The sequence below is a fragment of the Arsenicicoccus sp. UBA6765 genome, assembly GCF_002453335.1.
GTDB classification, from domain to species: Bacteria; Actinomycetota; Actinomycetes; order Actinomycetales; family Dermatophilaceae; genus Arsenicicoccus; species Arsenicicoccus bolidensis.
Map to the genome: position 1 here is coordinate 130421 of NZ_DKGR01000018.1, position 16525 is coordinate 146945.

The window sequence follows — 16525 nt, forward strand, 5'->3', positions numbered from 1 at the left end:
TTCACGCCTGTCCTTTCGCGCGGGCAAGGTCCTTGGGGGTGCCCACATCGATCCAATCCGATGACATCGTCCACGTGGCGACCCGATCACCACGGTCCAGCAACTGTTGCACGAGCTCCGGCATGGTGCTGGGTCGCCCGTCCGGGAGGAGCCCGAGGGCGTCGGCGTCGACGGCATACACGGCCGTGTTGATGTCGACGCTGATCGTCGGCTTCTCGCTGATCCCCGTCACGAAGCCCGCGTCGTCGCAGTCCACGACGCCGAACGGGATCTCGTGCTGGTAGCTGCGGGTCGCCATGGTCAGCCGGGCCCCGCTGCGCTCGTGCCGGTCGATGAGCTCCTGGGCGCCGAACTGCACCATGAGGTCACCGTTCATCACCAGGACGGGGTCGTGCAGGTCCGGGCGCCGGTCGCGCAGGAGCGTCAGCGAGCCGGCGGTCCCGAGCGGGTTGTCGGGCTCCTCGCGCAGGTAGTGCACCTGGCACCCGAGCCGGGACCCGTCCCCCAGGTGCTCCTCGATCTGCTCTGCGAGGTAGTTGACGCTGACGTAGATCTCGCGGATGCCGTCGCCCACGAGGTTGAGGATGATCCACTCGAGGATGGTGCGCCCGGCGACGGTCATCAGCGGCTTGGGGCGGTCCCTGGTGAGCTCGCCGAGCCGGGTCCCCTTGCCACCGGCCATGATCACGGCGACGTTGGGCAGCGGCTCGCTGCCGACCACGTCGAAGAGCGTGTGCAGCCCGACGAGCCGGCCACCCTCGTCGACCTCGGGGACCACGGTGAGGTGTCGTGCGCGCAGCAGGTCGAGCACGAGGGCCCGGGGCGACCCGGCGCTGACGGTGGACGGGGTCTTGGTGGCGAACGGCAGGGCCGGGTCGTCCAGGGCGGCGCCGGCCAGGAGAGCACGCCGGATGTCCCCGTCCGTGAGCAGCCCCTGCAGCACCCGGTCGGGCGAGGTGATGAGCGCGACCGTGGTGGCGGCCGCGTCGATCACCTGGAGCGCCTCACGGATCGTCCCCGTCTCGGCGATGCAGGTGCGGTGCAGGTCGCGCGCGGTCATCGGTCGGCTCCTTCGATCTCGGCGAACGGCTTGGTGCGGTCGCTCGCCGGCGCCCGGCGGACCACCGCCAGGACCCGCGCGGCGGCGTCCCCACGACCATAGGGGTTGACCACGGCCGCCGCCGCGGCCCGGCCCTCGGGCGACAGGGCACGATCGATCGCGGCACGCACCGCGGCGGAGCCCTCGGCGGCGTGGATGACGTTGTCGCCCCGCAGTCGTCCCCGCTGCCGCTCGCCGACGTCCACCGCGGGGACGTGGGCGCTGGCGGCCTCGATGATCCCGGACGAGGAGTTGCCGACGACGACGTCGACGGCGTGCAGCGCCCGGGGGTAGCGGCTGCCCAGGGACTCGACGACCACCAGCTGGGGGTGGTCGAGCGCCGCCTGCTCGAGGACGGCGAGGATCTCCTCGCGGCCGGTGTCCAGCCCCGGGTGCGTGGCGAGCACGGTGCCGCAGGTGTCCAAGGTCGCCTGCAGGGCCTCGGCCGCCCACTCCCCCACCGGCACGTCGCCCTCGGCGGTGGGCGGGTGGTAGGTGAACATCGCGAGCGGTCGCAGCACGGGAACGCCGAGCAGGTCGGCGAGCTCGGCGTCGGTCAGCGCAGTGGAGGACGCGAGCCGGTCGAGCCCCGGCGCGCCGGTCACGTGGATGCGGTCGGCAGGCTCTCCCATCTGCCGCACACGGCGTCCGGCGTCCGGCGACGCCACGCAGTGCTGGTCGGCGAGCTTGGTCACGGCGTGGCGGACCCGCTCGTCGACGGCCCCCTCGGTCACCTCGCCGCCGTGCAGGTGTACGACCGGTATGCCGAGCAGGAAGGCCGTCGGCACGACGTGGAGGAGCTCCCAGCGGTCGCCGAGGACCACGAGGGTGTCGGGGCGCAGCGCGGGCAGCAGGCGCCCCGCGCCCTCCGCGAGGTGGGCGCCGTGCCGGACCACGGCCGCCGGGTCGAGGTGCTCGACCGGCGGGCACAGGGCGTGGAGGCGCCCGTCGACCACGGCGTGCGGGGCGACGTCACGCAGCGCGGACGCCAGGGAGTCCACGTCGTAGGCCACGCCGGTGAGCAGGTGCAGCTCGACGTCCTGGTCGTCGGCCAGGGCGGTGATGACGGGCGAGAGCGGGCCCAGGTCGGCCCGGGTGCCGACGAAGACCGCCACCCTCTGGGGGGCCTGCGTCATCGGGCCGCCCCAGCGGCGGGTGCGTCCGGGGCGAGGTCCGCGTCGACGATCTGGGCGCCGGCAGCCACGTCGCGGGCCAGCACGCGCCCGCGGATGTCCACGGCCGGGCTGATGCCGCCCTCGGGTCGGAGCAGGGACAGGTCCGCACCGTCCAGCGTCGAGCCCGCGCGCAGGTCACGGCCGGCGTGCCAGCTGCGGCGCACGAGCACCGCGTTGTCCTGCTCCGAGGGCTGGCGCACCTTGACCCCGTCGCCGAGACCGACCGCGAGGGCCTTGGTGGACCTGACGTAGTCCGCGAGCTCGGCGGGCTCGAGGCTCACCATGTGGTCGGGTCCGGGCATCGTGCGGTCCAGCGTGAAGTGCTTCTCGAGGACGGGGGCGCCGAGCGCCACCGCCCCCAGCGCCGTCTGCAGGCCGGGCGTGTGGTCGGACCAGCCGACGGGGACGCCGTGCGCGGCCTGCATCGCCGGGATGGCGCGGAGGTTGCACTCCTCGATGGGCGCGGGATAGGCCGACACGCAGTGGAACAGCACCAGACCGGGGGCCTCGGCGCAGGCGTCGACGGCCGCGGCGACCTCGTCGGAGGTGCCCATGCCGGTCGAGACGAGCATCGTCACGCCCAGGCGGGCGAGCTCGCGCAGGTAGGGCAGGTTGGTGAGCTCGCCGCTGGAGACCTTCATCGCCGGCAGGCCCAGCTCGGCGAGCGCGTGGGCGCTGTCGAGGTCGAACGGGGTGGACAGGAACTCCAGCCCGCGCTCGTGGGTGTGGGCCTGGAGCTCGGCCCACGCCGTCATCGGCAGGGTGAGCGCCTCCAGCAGCGATCGCTGGTCCTGGGCACCGCCGCGGTCCCGCTGGTACGGGGTGGTCGCGGCGACGCTCGACACCAGCTTGGCCGCGTCGAAGGTCTGGAACTTGACCGCGTCGGCGCCCGCCTCGGCAGCGGTGTCGACCAGGCGGTGGGCGGTCTCCAGGTCGCCGTTGTGGTTGACCCCGGCCTCGGCGATGACGTAGACGTCCCGCTCGGTCGGGATCGTCCTGTCCCCGATGCTCGCTGCTCGCACGCTCACTGCTGCTCCTCCGTCTGCTCGTCCTGCTCGTCGTCATGGTCGTCGATGCTGCGCGCCGGGACCCCGGCCACGCGGTGGCCGTCGGGCACGTCCCGTATGACGACCGCGCCCGCCGCCACCACGCATCCGGCCCCGACGCGGACCCCGGGCAGGACGCGGGCCCCGCTGCCCACGAGCGTCAGGTCTCCGACGCTCGCGCCCCCCAGCACCACGGCCCCCGGCGCCACGTGCACGCCGTCGCCCACCACGACGTCGTGCTCCACCACGGCGGCGGTGTTGACGATCACGGCTCGGCCGATGCGAGCCGACGGACCGACGTGCGCGTGCTCCAGCACGACGGTGCCTTCGCCGACGGCGCAGTCGGGGGCGACGGTGGCGGTGGCGGCCACGACGGGCGGCATCGAGGCGTGCGGCCACGCGGCGTCCACGACTCGCAGCCGGACGTGGTTGGCGCCGATCCCGGGGACGAGGGCAACCCCCTGGCTGCGTGCCAGGGCGAGGGCCGCCGCGTCGTCGGCCAGGAGCCGCACGTGGCCCGGCCAGGCGCCCTGGGGGGTGCCGCTGACGGCCACCACCCGTGCCCCGGCGCGGCGCAGGACGTCGGCGACGCTGCGTGCGTGGCCCCCGGCTCCCAGCACGGCCCACGGGGCGTCGGTCTGGGGGTTCGGTGCGGGCACCCGTCCAGCATAGTGACGAGCGCCGCTCTCCCCCCGCCCCCGCGCCGGGAGGGCCGGGCGGGCAGGGCAGGACGGGCAGGACGGCGGCGTGTGACCCCGCCGGCCCAGCAGGCGCGTGGCACCATGGGGCGCACATCGCAGCCAGGAGGTGCCCGTGCACGCAGTCGTCCGAGGGGGCGGGTCGATCGGCGCACGGCACGTCGAGGTCCTGCGCTCCCTGGGCCTCTCCGTCGACCTGTGGCCGGTCCGGCCGCGCCCCCCGGCTGCCGGGATCCTCGACGACCAGGAGGGGCCGTCGGCCTGCGCCAGGGCCGATCTCGTGGTGGTCGCCACCGACACCGGACGGCACGTCGGTGACGCCGTGGCCGCGCTCGACGCGGGGGCGGACCGCGTCCTGGTCGAGAAGCCCCTGTCCCCCACCGCCGCCGACGCCGAGCCGCTGGCCCGGCACGGTCGGGCCGACCGGGTGCGCGTCGCCGCGCCCCTGCGCGGGCACCGGGCCTACGCCGCTGTCCTCGACCTGGTCGGTGGCGCGAGCCGACCGCTGTCGGCCCACGTCTCCTGCCAGTCCTGGCTCCCCGACTGGCGGCCGGGGCGCGACTACCGCGAGAGCTACTCCGCCCGCGCCGACGAGGGCGGGGTGCTGCGAGACCTCGTCCACGAGCTCGACTACGCTACGGCCCTGCTCGGGCGGCCCGAGCTGTCCTGGGCCGCCCTCGACCGCTCCGGCCCCCTGGAGATGAGCGCCGAGCAGGCCGCGACGCTCGCGTGGACGACACCGGCCGGCGACCGGGTCCTGGCCCGGCTGGACTACGTCTCCAGACCCGGCCGTCGGCAGCTGTGCCTCGACGGACCCGACCTCCGCGTCGACTGGGACGTGCTGTCCCACACCGTGGTCCACGTCGACGCCCAGGGGCAGCGGCACGAGCGCACCTACGCCGACGACGCCGACCGCAACGCCATCATGGCCCGTCAGGCCAGGGCCCTCCTCGACGAGGGCCCTGGCCCGGCGGCACCGGCCGACCCCGCCGCACCACCCACGCTCGCGGAGGCGCTCGAGACCGTGCGCCTGTGCGATCGCGCCCGGGGGACCGACCCCCCGTCGGCCCCCACCCGTCCCGATCGGAGGACCCCATGACCGGCCCGACCAGGAAGCCCGCTCCCCCGACCCCGGCGGAGCCCGGCGACGGCGCCCCGCGCGTGCTCGCGGTCATCCCCGCCCGGGGCGGGTCCAAGGGCCTCCCCGGCAAGAACGTCCGTGAGCTGGCCGGGCTGCCCCTGATCTGCCACAGCATCAAGGCCGCCGCCCTGTGCCCGGGCATCACCCGCTGCATCGTCTCCACCGACGACCCGGAGATCGCCGAGGTGGCGCGCACCCACGGCGGGGACGTGCCCTTCCTGCGTCCGGACCGGCTCGCGACCGACTGGACCCCCATGGGGCCGGTGATGCAGCACGCGCTCGAGACCGTGGAGCAGCAGGAGGGTTCGACCTACGACGTCTTCGTCCTGCTCGACCCGACCAGCCCCTCGCGGATCCCGCAGCAGATCGCCGAGGCCATCTCCCAGCTGCACGACTCCCCGGACCTCGACGGCGTCATCAGCGTGTCCGAGCCGACCTTCCAGCCCACCTGGGTCGGCGTCCGCGAGACCACGCCGTCCGGACCCGTGGAGCGCTACTACGCCGAGGGGCGGGGTGTCACCCGCCGCCAGGACACGGGCCGCTTCCTGCGCATCAATGGCAACTTCTACGTCTGGCGGGCGGACTTCGTGCGCCGCCTGCAGGTGTCCTGGTTCGACGAGGGCCGGCACGGGATGTACGAGATCCCGGAGCCGCAGGCCTTCTCCATCGACGACGAGTACGAGTTCCGGCTCATCGAGGCGCTGCTGGGCGCCGGGCTGCTGGACCTGCCGTGGCTCGGCGCCGGCAGCAACAGCGACAGCGACAGCGACAGCGACAGCGACGACGGCGACCGGCAGGAGGCAGGGCGATGAGCGGCGACGCCGGGTCCCTCGAGGGCCGCACCGCGGTGGTGACCGGCGGGGCCGGCCCGCTCGGACGCACGTTGTGCGCCTCGCTCGCCGAGGCCGGTGCCCGGGTGGTCCTGGTCGACCGCGACACCGACCTGGTCGACCAGGCCCTGGCCGAGCTGCCCGCTGGCGATCATCGCGGGATCGTCGGCGACCTGCTGGACGCCGACGCCCTGGCCTCGGTGGTGGCGCAGGTCGAGCGGCTGGGCGCCTGCGACGTCCTCGTCAACAACGCCGCCTTCACCGGCACCTCGGGCGTCCCGGGCTATGCCGTCCCGTTCGAGGACCAGACCGACGACGCCTTCGAGCTGGCGCTGCGGCTCAACCTCACGGTGCCCTTCAGCCTGACCCGGCGCCTGCTGCCGCTCCTGCGGCGCACCGGCCACGGCAGCGTCGTCAACGTGTCCAGCATCTACGGCCTGGTCGGTCCCAACATGGGCCTGTATGCCGGGACGGTGATGGGCAACCCCGCGGCCTACGGCGCGTCCAAGGGCGGGATCGCCCAGCTGACGCGCTATCTCGCGACGGTGCTCGCCCCCGACGTGCGGTGCAACGCCTTCGCCCCCGGAGGGATCGCGCGCGGGCAGGCCGAGGAGTTCGTCGAGCGCTACGAGGGCCTCACGCCGCTGCGGCGCATGGCCACGGAGGACGACTTCCGCGGGGTCGTGCGCTGGCTCGCGTCCGACGAGTCGGCCTATGTCACCGGACAGGTGATCGCCGTGGACGGGGGCTGGACGGCCTGGTGACAACCCGCCGCAGCGTGTCGCGGACGCGGCCGAAGTGCCGCTCGAACAACCACCACCACAACACGCCCGCCCCGTTGCCCGCGGCCACGAGCAGGACGTAGAGCTCGATCCCCGTCACGCGGCCCTCGACCAGGTGCGCGAGCCAGATCATGACCGAGAAGTGCACGAGGTACAGCGAGTAGGAGTAGTCCGAGACGAAGGCCACCGGCCCGCGGGCTGGGCCGAGCACCCGTGACCAGTCGAGCATGTGGAAGCCGGAGACCACGGCCACCCCCGTCAGGACGCACACCGTGGGAGCGTAGACCCCGAGGTGGACGACGTCGAAGCACCACCACAGCCAAAGGACCGCCAGAACGGTGAGTCCCGCGTGCACGGACCGTGGGACGGCCCGCATCGCCGGCGCCCACCAGGCATAGGCGAAACCGACCAGCCAGGAGAGCATCAAGCCGCTCCCCGTCTCGACGGTGCCGAGGACCGTGGCAGCCGCGAAGACCAGCGCGGGCAGGGCGGCGAGGCCGCGCCCGGTCGTCGGTCGGTGCAGCAGGACGAGGGCGACCAGGCCGAACCCGACGTAGATCCACCACTCCAAGGCAACGGTCCACCACGGCGCTGCGCTGCCCAGAGACCGTGCCGCGAGCGGCGCTCCCGTGGCGGCGGCAGCCTGGCGCAGGACGGAGTTGTCCTGCAGCATCAGGAGGTTGCTGAGCACGGTGGTGATGTCGTGCCTCACGACGATGAAGCGCGAGGATGCACTGCCGGAGAAGACCAGGCGGTCGATGAGGACGACGGCCACCATCGCGGGCAGCAGCGGGGTGAAGATACGGGCCCACCGGTCGACGAGATAGGCCCGGAAGCCGTAGGACGGGTCGCGTCGCCGACGCTGCACGGACATGGTGATCAGGTAGCCGGAGAGCACCAGGAAGATCACGACGCCGTAGGACTGGACGTGGAACTGATCCGGCCGAGCGCCCAGGCGGCCATCGCGCCCGCGGGCGGCGAACAGCGCCGGCAGGGCCAGCACGCTGGCGTGCCCCAGCACCACGAGCTGGGCGGACAGACCCCGGACCAGGTCGAAATAGGTCATCTGGTGCTTGAGGCCCGAGGTCATGGCCGCCACCCTAACGACCACCAGGCGGCACCCCGCGAAGGACTCTCGTGAGCCGCCTGCCAGAAATCTCCCAGGGATGGCACTATGTAGCCATTCATCACTCTTAGTAACAAGGGGAGACATGTACCAACGTCTACGCCTGCAGCGGGGAACCTCCCGTCTGCCCCTCGCCGTCACCGGTTCCCTGGTCATCGCTCTCGCCGCACCCGCCGTCGGGCCGGCCTCCGCCGAGAACGGTGCCGGCCCGAACCGTGACCGGATGACGACGACGTCGTCCGCCGAGCGGCTTCGTCCCGCCCCGGCCCGACCGTCCTCCTCCCCCGAGACCGTCGACCTGGGCCGGATGCAGGAGGGCACCTCGACCCGCAGGGGCGCCACCAGGCGACAGGGCTCCACCACAGGCTCCGCCACCGCGGTCACCCCGCAGTGCGCGGCCTTGGACCTGGACATCTCCCAGCTGCGCGATCGCACCGCGCTGCTGTGGACGCCGTCGGCCGCCCCGACCGGCACCATCACCGTGCAGCGGCGCATCTCGACGGGCACCCAGTGGCGAGCCGTGACCGCGGCCGCCGGGTCCGCCGGCGTCGCCGTCGACCGCGACACCGCGCCGAACGCACCGGTGGAGTACCGCCTCGTCGTGCCGTTCTCCACCGGGGTGCAGACCTGTTCGTTCGTCGACGGGAACGGCAATCCCGTCGACGGCCTCGCGATGTTCGAGGATGCCGGGCGTGGCACTCCCGACCTCGTGGTGTCGACGTGGGACAACGGCCCGCTCGTCATGCAGAACGACACGTCCGCCGGCATCCCGGTCGGCTCCGACGCCGGCACCGAGACCCCAGCGTTCTCCCCCGACGGCATGTGGCTCGCCGTCACCCGTGCCAACGCCTCCCAGGGCGGCGACCTCGTCCTGCGTCGCGCGGACGGGACCGGGGCAGTCACCACCGTCGCTCCCGGCGGCACCGACTACCACTCCGAGCCGTCGTTCTCACCTGATGGACGCAAGCTCGTCTGGACGGTCTACGACACTGACGGTGTCGCCCTGCGCACCATGGTGAGGGTCCTCGACACCGGCGCCACCACCACGGTGCCCCGCACCGCCGGGAGCGTCGTGCCCGAGCGTTCCACGTTCCTCGCCGACGGCATCACCACGGTGGGCGTGCGTCACGCCGCTGGGGGCTCCAGCGACCTGGTGCGCACCAGCACCGCCACGGGAGCCCAGTCCGTCATCGGCGCCCCGGGCGCCTATGACGTGTCGGTCGCCGCCAACGGGGCGATCCTGGCGGCGATCCGCAACGGCGACCAGTCGTCTTCTCTCGCCATCGTGAGCCCCGCGGGCCAGGTCACGGTGCGGTGGCGGGGGGCGGTCGGGCAGCGGGTGGCCAATCCTCGGCTCACGCAGGACCGTCGGGCCTACTACCTGCGCATCGACACCGACCCGACGCCGGCCGACGCCACCAACGGCGACGCCTACACCGGCATCTACCGCCTGACCGACAGCACGCCCCAGCTGACCCGGGGCGGGGCGACGGCAAGCGATCCGCTCGCCGTCGCCAGGTACTTCGACGTCCGCCAGACCTCCCCGAAGTCGACCTCCGACTTCACCGGGGACGGGTACAACGACCTGCTGGCCAAGGATGCCTCCGGGACGCTCTGGCTCTACCGCAACAGCACCAGCCCGCAGAGTCCGCTGTCGGCCCCGCGCACGTCCCTCGGGTCGGGCTGGGGGGTCTACAACCACGTCTTCTCGGTCGGCGACTGGGACGGCGACGGCCACGGCGACCTTGCCGCCCGTGAGCCCAACGGCGCCCTGTGGTTGTACCGCGGCAATGCCGCAGGCAGCCTCCAGCCGCGAATCTCCATCGGTGGCGGCTGGCACAAGTACGTCCCGGCGTTCGGCGGCGACTGGGATGGCGACACCAAGCCTGACCTCGTGGCACGCGACTGGAACGGCGTGCTGTGGCTGTACCCCGGCAACGGGCGCACGAGCTCGCCCGGCGCCGGCATGTTCTCCCCCCGTGTGCAGCTGGGGACCGGCTGGGCGCCCTTCAACGTGATCCTCGGGGTCGGCGACGCCAACTACGACAACCACTTCGACCTGCTCGTCCGCAACCGCAACGACGGCACCCTGCGCGTCTACACGTCCAAGGGCGTGGCGGCCGGAACCTTCGCGGGTGTCTATCAGCCGCGCGCCGGCAGCTTTGCCGCGATCCCCCAGATGACCGCCCCCGAGCGCTTCACCGGCTGGTTCAACAGCTTGTTGATGATCTCCCAGGACGGTCTCCTGCGGGACGTGCCCTTCGTCGACGAGTCCAGCCTCGGTTGGCCGGACTTCCAGCAGCAGGTGGGCGGCGGCGGCCTGTCCTACACCTGGCAGTCCTGACCACCCGCACGTGAAGGGGCTCGCGCAGTGGCGCGGGCCCCTTCACGTGCGTCGGGCCGTTGCCGGACGAGCCCGTCGTTCGCGCACCCGGGGGACGTCAGGAGGACTGGCGGGAGCGCAGCTTCTCGCCCTTGGCGTGCGCCTCGTCGCGCAGCGCCGCCTGGAAGGCCATCATCGCCTCGCGCACGCGCCGCGCCTCCTCACCCGGGCCAGAGCCGATGATGCGCGCGGCCAGCAGGCCGGCGTTGCGCGCGCCGCCGATCGACACGGTCGCGACCGGCACGCCGGCCGGCATCTGCACGATCGACAGCAGCGAGTCCATGCCGTCGAGATGCTTCAGCGGCACCGGGACCCCGATCACCGGCAGCGGCGTCACGGCCGCGAGCATCCCGGGCAGGTGCGCCGCACCCCCGGCGCCGGCGACGATCACCTGCAGCCCGCGCGAGGCGGCCTGCTCGCCATACGTGATCATCTCGGTCGGCATGCGGTGGGCCGAGACGACGTCCGCCTCGTAGGCGATGCCGAGCTCGTCGAGGGCCAGCGCCGCCTGCTCCATGACCGGCCAGTCGGAGTCGGAGCCCATCACGAGCCCGACGGCCGGGCCCTGAGAGTCATGGTCGGACCGTGTCATTCGGTGATCACTCCCTGGAGGTAGTCGCAGGCGTGGCGCGCTCGCGCCCGCAGGTCGTCGAGGTCGTCCCCGCTCACGTCGACGTGCCCGATCTTGCGGCCGGGGCGCACGTCCTTGCCGTAGAGGTGGAACTTCATCGCGGGGTCGCGCGCCATGAGGTGGCGGTAGGTCGCGTAGAGCTCGGGGTAGTCGCCGCCGAGGACGTTGCCCATCACGGTCCAGCGCGCCCGGGAGCGGGTCGAGCCGAGCGGCAGGTCGAGGACCGCCCGCAGGTGCTGCTCGAACTGGCTCGTGACCGAGCCGTCGATGGTCCAGTGGCCCGAGTTGTGGGGGCGCATCGCCAGCTCGTTGACCAGGTATGCCGGACGGCCGTCGCCGTCACGCGTCTCGAAGAGCTCCACCGCCATGACGCCGGTGACACCCAGCTCCCCGGCGATGCGCAGCGCGGACTCGCTCGCCCGCGAGGCCAGCTCGGGGTCGAGGTCCGGCGCGGGGGCCAGCACCTCGGTGCAGATCCCGTCGGTCTGCACGGTCTCGACGACCGGCCAGACGGCGGCCTGCCCGGACGGCGAGCGGGCGACGAGGACGGCCAGCTCGCGCGTGAACCCGACCATGGCCTCGGCGAGCAGCCCGTCAGCCATCGTGGTCCCGTGCTCGCCGTCGGTCCCACCGGCACCGGCGGCCTCGACGGCGTCGAGCCAGTCGCGAGCGTCGTCCGGGCCAGTGACCACCCGGACCCCCTTGCCGTCGTAGCCTCCTCGCGGCGTCTTGAGCACGAGCGGCCAGCCGACCCGTCGGCCGAAGGCCTCGAGGTCGGCGCGGCTCGTCACGTGCGCCCAGTCCGGGCAGGGGATGCCGAGGGCCCTGAGCCTGCGCCGCATGACCAGCTTGTCCTGGGCGTGCAGGAGCGCGTCGGGCGACGGCTCGACCCGGACCCCGGCGTCCTGGACGGCGGCGATCACCTCCGGCGGCACGTGCTCGTGGTCGAAGGTCACGACGTCGCACCTCCGCGCGAAGGCGAGCACGTCCTCGATGCTGGTGTGGTCACCGACCGGCGACGAGGGCACGACCTGCGCGGCCGACGCGGTCTCCGACTCCGCCAGCACCGACAGCGTGACGCCGAGCCCGACGGCGGGAGGTGCCGTCATACGAGCCAGCTGTCCACCCCCGATGATGCCGACGACGGGGAATCCACCTGGTGCGGTGCGGGGAGATGTCACAGGCCACAGGGTACGGTGCGGCCGCGCCCGCCACCACGCGCCGGCCGGTCCGGGCCTGCTGGGAGCACCCACGCCCCCGGGAGCCTTCGGGCGGCAGGGTCAGGGGCAGCGGAGCCGGAGCACCTGGACCCCGTCGGCGACGAACAGACGCTCGCCCACCTCGGACAACCGTGGGCTGACGGGGCCGTAGGCCGCATCCGCCAGGATCCACCGGGCGCCGGACCGGCAGACCCGGGTGACCGCCTCGGGGTCGGCGCGCTCGATCACCTGCAGGTTGGTCCGCAGGAGCGGGGGGTCCCAGAAGGCCAGGGTCGGGTAGGGGCGGGTGCTGGTCGCCCCCCGCGCCAGGATCCTGCGGTCGTAGCCCCAGCCGGAGACCAGGGTGCGGTGCCCGCCCAGGGCGCTCACCCAGAAGCCCCGCGCGTCGCAGTGGCCCGCGATCCGCTCGCGGGGCAGGAGGCAGCTGGTGTTGGTGACGACGACGTCCTCCGGTGGTGCCGTCGACCTCAGGACCGCCGCCGCCTCCAGCTCGGCCACCCGGAGGGGATTGGGGTTGTCGGCCCGGATCGCGGCCGCGACGGTCCCCCGCTCCGTCGGCACGACGTGGCCCAGCGTCGTCCCCAGCCCGGCCGCCAGCACCATGGCCCAGGGGGCGAGCGTCAGCAGGTCGTCCCGGCGGCGCGTCGCGACCCACGCGGCCAGCGCCAGGACGGCCACCGCGACGGCATAGCCACCGAGGCGCACGGCCCCCAGCACGGCCCAGGGTTCGACGACGAGCTGCTCGAGCAGCCGCGCGCGGGTCAGTGCCGTCCAGGCCACGGCCCCGACCGCCACGGCGACGAGCAGCCGGAGGCGCAGGCGAGGTGACGCGGCCTGCCAGGTCGGCGCCAAGGCTCCCGCCGCCGACATCGCCAGGAGCGGGAAGGCCGTGCGGAGGAAGAACACCTCGCTCGTGCCCGGGTGGGAGAGCAGCAGCGTCGCGCCCAGCCCGGCGGCTCCCCCGCCGAGCAGCAGCGGGGCCAGGACCGTTTCTCCGCCCGCCGGCCGGCGGATCCCGGGCCAGACGACGGCCAGGGTCGAGACGGCGAGGACGGCCACGAGGACAATCAGCACACCGACCCCGGTCGCCGACGTCCAGGCCTGCGACACCGACCGTGGGACCGAGTCGGCGAGCATCGCGTCGCGACCGACCATCGAGCGCCACACGTAGGAGAACGGGCGGACCACCAGCCCGTCCACCGAGCTGCCGTAGACCAGCCCGCGGGCCCCCAGGAAGGCCGCTCCGACCAGGAGGCACCAGGCCGACGCGCGGGCGGCGTCAGGCCACCGCCTGCGGGCGGCCGCGACGAGCAGCACGGATCCGACCCCGACCCCGAGGACCGGGAGGACCGTCGTCTTGGCGACGGTGAGCACGGCGAAGAGCCCCGCCCCCAGCGCCAGCGTCGGGCCCGGCCGCCAGGTCCCCCTCAGCTGACCGACGATCGCAGCGAGGGCGGGCATCATGAGCAGCAGGGCATAGCTCATGGAGGGGCTCGCCCAGGAGTTCTGCGTGATCGTGAGGGGGGCGGCGGCGAGCGCGGTCGCGCCTCCGATCGAGGTCCAGCCCATGGCGATCCACGCGGCCCAGCTGCCGGTGCTGCGGTCGGAGAACATCTCGCCGGCCGCCGCGGCCAGCGCCAGTGCCGTCAGACCGGTGACGTAGGGGTACCAGAGCTGCAGCACGACGACCGGGTCGGGCACCCGGCCCAGCTCGCCGACGGCCGCCATGGCGACGTTGGCGAACCAGTGGTAGGGCAGACCCTCGCCGGCGACCTGGGGCAGGGTGAGGGGCAGGGCCCGATGGGCCTCGGCGGTCAGCGACAGGTTGAAGAGGACGTCGGGGTAGTAGGTCCGTGAGGTGCTCTGCCAGTGGTCGGTCCACCGGGTGAAGTCACCGACCGTCCACCCCAGCACGAGCAGGACCAGTCCCGAGAGCGACGCGGAGACACCCCGTGACAGGCGCCCCGCGCCGCGATCGAGCACCCGGCGCCGCGTGGTGGGCGGCGCCAGCAGCGCCACGACGACGACGGCGAGGGTCAGTGCGCAGGGCACCCCGAGGTGCAGCTGTCCCCACCAGGCCGGCAGCAGCAGCGCGGTGCCGACCGCACCGCCGAGGGCCAGGTCGAGCGCGAGCGGCTGACCTCGCCCACGGGTGGCGCGCACCACCATCAGCCCGACGACGCAGAGGGCCAGCTGGACGGTCGTCCACCCCAGGACGTCACCCGGGGCGACCCCCTGCACGAGGGCGACGAGGGCGCAACCCAGCACGAGCAGGAGGTAGGGCACAGGGCCATGATGCCCCGGTGGCCGAGCACCGTCGCACACGGTGCACCTCTGCGCGCGGCGTCAGGCCGTCAGGGCCCCGGTTGCGTGGGGAGCCGGGCCGGGGTGGGCGGGTGTCGTCAGACGCCGGGCCAGGCCGGTCGACGCTTCTCGGCGAAGGCGGCGACGCCCTCGCGCCGGTCGCCGCTGAACGCCGTCGCCCGCCAGCAGCCGTCCTCGATCTCCAGCCCGGCCGCCAGGTCGACGTCGGAGCCGAGGCGCATGGCCTTCTTGGCGTTGCGCACCCCGACCGGCGAGTGGGTGGCGATCAGGGACGCCAGCTCCAGCGCGTGCTCGCGGGCGGTCCCGACGTCCACGACCTCGTCGACCGCCCCGAGCGCGAGCGCCTCGGCTGCCGTCATCCTGCTCGCGCCGAAGATGATGCGCGACGCCCGCGACCAGCCGACGCGGCGGGTCAGCAGCTGGGTGCCGCCACCGCCGGGGATGACGCCCACCGACACCTCGGGCAGGCCCACGGTCGCCCCGGCCCCGCAGACGATCACGTCGCAGGACAGCGCGATCTCGAAGCCCCCGCCGAGCGCGAAGCCGTCCACGGCCGCGATGGCGGGGACGGGCAGGGTCAGCACGCCGGTGTAGGCGGCCCGCGCGATCGGTCGCTGCGCCATGAGGTCCGCGTCGGTGAAGCCGTTGCGCTCCTTGAGGTCCGCCCCGACGCAGAAGGCCTTGGGGTGCGTGGAGGTCACGACCACCGACCGCACCTCACCGCTGAGGGCGAGCGCCAACAGCTCGGCGGTCGCGGCGCCGAGGTCGCGGGCCATCGCGGTCGAGACGGCGTTCATCGCCTCGGGCCGGTCCAGGGCGAGCTCGGCGACGTGGCCGTGCTCGCCGTGGCGGGTGATCGTCACGTTGTGGTCGTGGGTCATCGGACCTCCAGGTCGCGGACGGGGTCGGGGAGCTCGTGAGGTGCTGGGTCGGGCAGGGCCGGATCGGGCAGGGCCGCATCGGGCAGGCCGTGGGGCACGGCGACCGTGCGGTGGAGCAGGGACGGTGCGACCACGCCAACGCCGCGCAGCGTGCGGCTGCGCTGGCGCACCGCCGTCAGGTCGGGGGCGTCGGCGAGGCGGGCGACGAGCCCCTCGTCCGCCAGCACCTTGCCGGAGGGGGCGACGGCGGTCAGGCGCGCGGCGCGGTTGACCGTGGTGCCGAAGACGTCGCCGAGCCGCGACACGACGTGGCCGTAGGCGAGGCCGACCCGCACGGGAGGCAGCATGTCGTCGTAGCGGATGGCGTCGACCAGGTCCAGCGCGATCCGGGCGCCGTCGGCGGGCACCTTGGCGACATACAGGACCTCGTCCCCCACGGTCTTGATCACCCGGCCGCCGTGGCCGGTGATGACGTCGCTGCACAGCGCCTCGAACCTCTGCACCACGGTGGCCAGCTCGCGCTCGGACAGCCGCCGCACCAGCGACGTGAACGACACGAGGTCGGCGAACCCCACGCAGCGCCGCAGCCCCTGCTCCCCCACCGACGGGTCGGCGTCGGCGACCATGCGCGCCGTGGCCGCCGCCAGGTGCCGCCGCCAGGCATAGACCAGGAGCGGCTCGAGCTCGTCGGCCAGCTCGGCGACCTTGCGCGCGGCGGCCAGGGCGGTGTCCTCGTCGGGCTCGGCGCGGGTGGAGTCGTGGCTCTCGTCGGAGACGGCCACGCGGCCGAGGTCGACCTCGCCCTGCGCCCACGGGCTCAGCGACTCGGCGAACACCGAGCACTGCCACACCGACAACCGGTCCGCCGTCCGCGCGAAGGCCCGGGTCAGGCTGAGCGCCGACTCCTCGTCGAGCTCGCCGCGGCGCACCAGGGCGGCCACCCCCCGCAGCGCCGTCAGGTCGAGCTGGGAGAACACCGCCTCCCCGTCCTCGTTGCCGGGGAAGCCGAGGGCGTGCCAGAAGCGCTCGGCGGTGCGCAGGGAGACCCCGACGGTGCGGGACACGTCGCGGCGGTCGAGGTCCAGGGGGCCGCCGAGCAGCTCGCGCTGCACGCGTTCGACCAGGGGGTCGAGGCCGGCCGGGGCCTCCGACAGCCGGATCGACTCCTCGCGGGGGTCCGCCACCGTC

Annotated in this window: 14 protein-coding genes; 4 read left to right on the forward strand and 10 right to left on the reverse strand. The window is 73.8% G+C overall.

Going from position 1 to position 16525, the window contains the following annotated elements:
• Nucleotide 1 precedes the first annotated feature (1 nt).
• From B4K29_RS05030 to B4K29_RS05045, 4 genes are read right to left on the reverse strand one after another with little or no spacing between them, the layout of a single operon-like run.
• Nucleotides 2-1060: a nucleotidyltransferase family protein gene (locus B4K29_RS05030; protein ID WP_286955700.1), complete on the reverse strand. Its 1059-nt coding sequence runs from the start codon at nucleotides 1058-1060 to the stop codon at nucleotides 2-4.
• Nucleotides 1057-2235, reverse strand: a complete 1179-nt coding sequence (gene neuC, locus B4K29_RS05035) for a UDP-N-acetylglucosamine 2-epimerase (RefSeq protein ID WP_286966544.1) — start codon at nucleotides 2233-2235, stop codon at nucleotides 1057-1059. The genes B4K29_RS05030 and neuC overlap by 4 nt, the downstream gene beginning before the upstream one ends.
• Nucleotides 2232-3302: an N-acetylneuraminate synthase family protein gene (locus B4K29_RS05040; RefSeq protein WP_286966545.1), complete on the reverse strand. Its 1071-nt coding sequence runs from the start codon at nucleotides 3300-3302 to the stop codon at nucleotides 2232-2234. Before B4K29_RS05040 ends, neuC begins: the two co-directional genes overlap by 4 nt.
• Entirely contained in the window at nucleotides 3299-3979 is a 681-nt protein-coding gene (locus B4K29_RS05045; RefSeq protein WP_286955697.1) for a NeuD/PglB/VioB family sugar acetyltransferase, read from the reverse strand. Before B4K29_RS05045 ends, B4K29_RS05040 begins: the two co-directional genes overlap by 4 nt.
• A gap of 154 nt (nucleotides 3980-4133) precedes the next feature.
• Here B4K29_RS05045 and B4K29_RS05050 point away from each other — a divergent pair, with 154 nt between their 5' ends.
• From B4K29_RS05050 to B4K29_RS05060, 3 genes are read left to right on the forward strand one after another with little or no spacing between them, the layout of a single operon-like run.
• Nucleotides 4134-5117 (forward strand): Gfo/Idh/MocA family oxidoreductase, encoded by a 984-nt coding sequence (locus tag B4K29_RS05050; RefSeq protein WP_286955696.1) that lies wholly within the window; start codon nucleotides 4134-4136, stop codon nucleotides 5115-5117.
• Nucleotides 5114-5971, forward strand: coding sequence for a cytidylyltransferase domain-containing protein (locus B4K29_RS05055; protein WP_286955695.1), 858 nt, complete (start codon nucleotides 5114-5116; stop codon nucleotides 5969-5971). The genes B4K29_RS05050 and B4K29_RS05055 overlap by 4 nt, the downstream gene beginning before the upstream one ends.
• A complete protein-coding gene (locus B4K29_RS05060) occupies nucleotides 5968-6753 on the forward strand; it encodes an SDR family oxidoreductase (RefSeq protein WP_286955694.1) in 786 nt (261 codons plus the stop codon). The genes B4K29_RS05055 and B4K29_RS05060 overlap by 4 nt, the downstream gene beginning before the upstream one ends.
• Here the strand turns inward: B4K29_RS05060 and B4K29_RS05065 are convergent.
• Nucleotides 6707-7861, reverse strand: coding sequence for an acyltransferase family protein (locus tag B4K29_RS05065; protein WP_286955693.1), 1155 nt, complete (start codon nucleotides 7859-7861; stop codon nucleotides 6707-6709). The genes B4K29_RS05060 and B4K29_RS05065 overlap by 47 nt on opposite strands.
• 121 nt (nucleotides 7862-7982) lie before the next feature.
• On the opposite strand from B4K29_RS05065, the gene B4K29_RS05070 reads away from it, so the two are divergent.
• Complete coding sequence (locus tag B4K29_RS05070; RefSeq protein ID WP_286955692.1) at nucleotides 7983-10241, forward strand: FG-GAP-like repeat-containing protein; 2259 nt, start codon at nucleotides 7983-7985, stop codon at nucleotides 10239-10241.
• Nucleotides 10242-10338: 97 nt separating this feature from the next.
• Here the strand turns inward: B4K29_RS05070 and purE are convergent, their stop codons facing one another.
• The 5 genes from purE to B4K29_RS05095 all read right to left on the reverse strand — a co-directional run bounded on the left by purE (nucleotide 10339) and on the right by B4K29_RS05095 (nucleotide 16521).
• On the reverse strand, nucleotides 10339-10872 hold the full coding sequence (gene purE, locus B4K29_RS05075; protein ID WP_034251826.1) for a 5-(carboxyamino)imidazole ribonucleotide mutase: 534 nt from the start codon (nucleotides 10870-10872) through the stop codon (nucleotides 10339-10341).
• Entirely contained in the window at nucleotides 10869-12092 is a 1224-nt protein-coding gene (locus B4K29_RS05080) for a 5-(carboxyamino)imidazole ribonucleotide synthase (RefSeq protein WP_286966547.1), read from the reverse strand. Before B4K29_RS05080 ends, purE begins: the two co-directional genes overlap by 4 nt.
• Before the next feature lie 99 nt (nucleotides 12093-12191).
• Nucleotides 12192-14417 carry a hypothetical protein gene (locus tag B4K29_RS05085; RefSeq protein WP_286966548.1) on the reverse strand — a complete coding sequence of 742 codons (2226 nt, stop codon included), beginning with the start codon at nucleotides 14415-14417 and terminating at the stop codon, nucleotides 12192-12194.
• 116 nt (nucleotides 14418-14533) lie between these two features.
• A complete protein-coding gene (locus B4K29_RS05090) occupies nucleotides 14534-15337 on the reverse strand; it encodes an enoyl-CoA hydratase/isomerase family protein (protein WP_286966549.1) in 804 nt (267 codons plus the stop codon).
• Nucleotides 15334-16521 carry an adenylate/guanylate cyclase domain-containing protein gene (locus B4K29_RS05095; protein ID WP_286966550.1) on the reverse strand — a complete coding sequence of 396 codons (1188 nt, stop codon included), beginning with the start codon at nucleotides 16519-16521 and terminating at the stop codon, nucleotides 15334-15336. The genes B4K29_RS05090 and B4K29_RS05095 overlap by 4 nt, the downstream gene beginning before the upstream one ends.
• Between the last annotated feature and the right edge of the window lie 4 nt (nucleotides 16522-16525).

What these genes read in the sequence shown, in the direction of transcription:
- neuC (WP_286966544.1), bottom strand. Translation starts at nt 2,235, where the DNA reads ATGACGCAGGCCCCCCAGAGGGTGGCGGTCTTCGTCGGCACCCGGGCC.
- B4K29_RS05055 (WP_286955695.1), top strand. Translation starts at nt 5,114, where the DNA reads ATGACCGGCCCGACCAGGAAGCCCGCTCCCCCGACCCCGGCGGAGCCC.
- B4K29_RS05030 (WP_286955700.1), bottom strand. Translation starts at nt 1,060, where the DNA reads ATGACCGCGCGCGACCTGCACCGCACCTGCATCGCCGAGACGGGGACG.
- B4K29_RS05060 (WP_286955694.1), top strand. Translation starts at nt 5,968, where the DNA reads ATGAGCGGCGACGCCGGGTCCCTCGAGGGCCGCACCGCGGTGGTGACC.
- B4K29_RS05065 (WP_286955693.1), bottom strand. Translation starts at nt 7,861, where the DNA reads ATGACCTCGGGCCTCAAGCACCAGATGACCTATTTCGACCTGGTCCGG.
- B4K29_RS05090 (WP_286966549.1), bottom strand. Translation starts at nt 15,337, where the DNA reads ATGACCCACGACCACAACGTGACGATCACCCGCCACGGCGAGCACGGC.
- B4K29_RS05070 (WP_286955692.1), top strand. Translation starts at nt 7,983, where the DNA reads ATGTACCAACGTCTACGCCTGCAGCGGGGAACCTCCCGTCTGCCCCTC.
- purE (WP_034251826.1), bottom strand. Translation starts at nt 10,872, where the DNA reads ATGACACGGTCCGACCATGACTCTCAGGGCCCGGCCGTCGGGCTCGTG.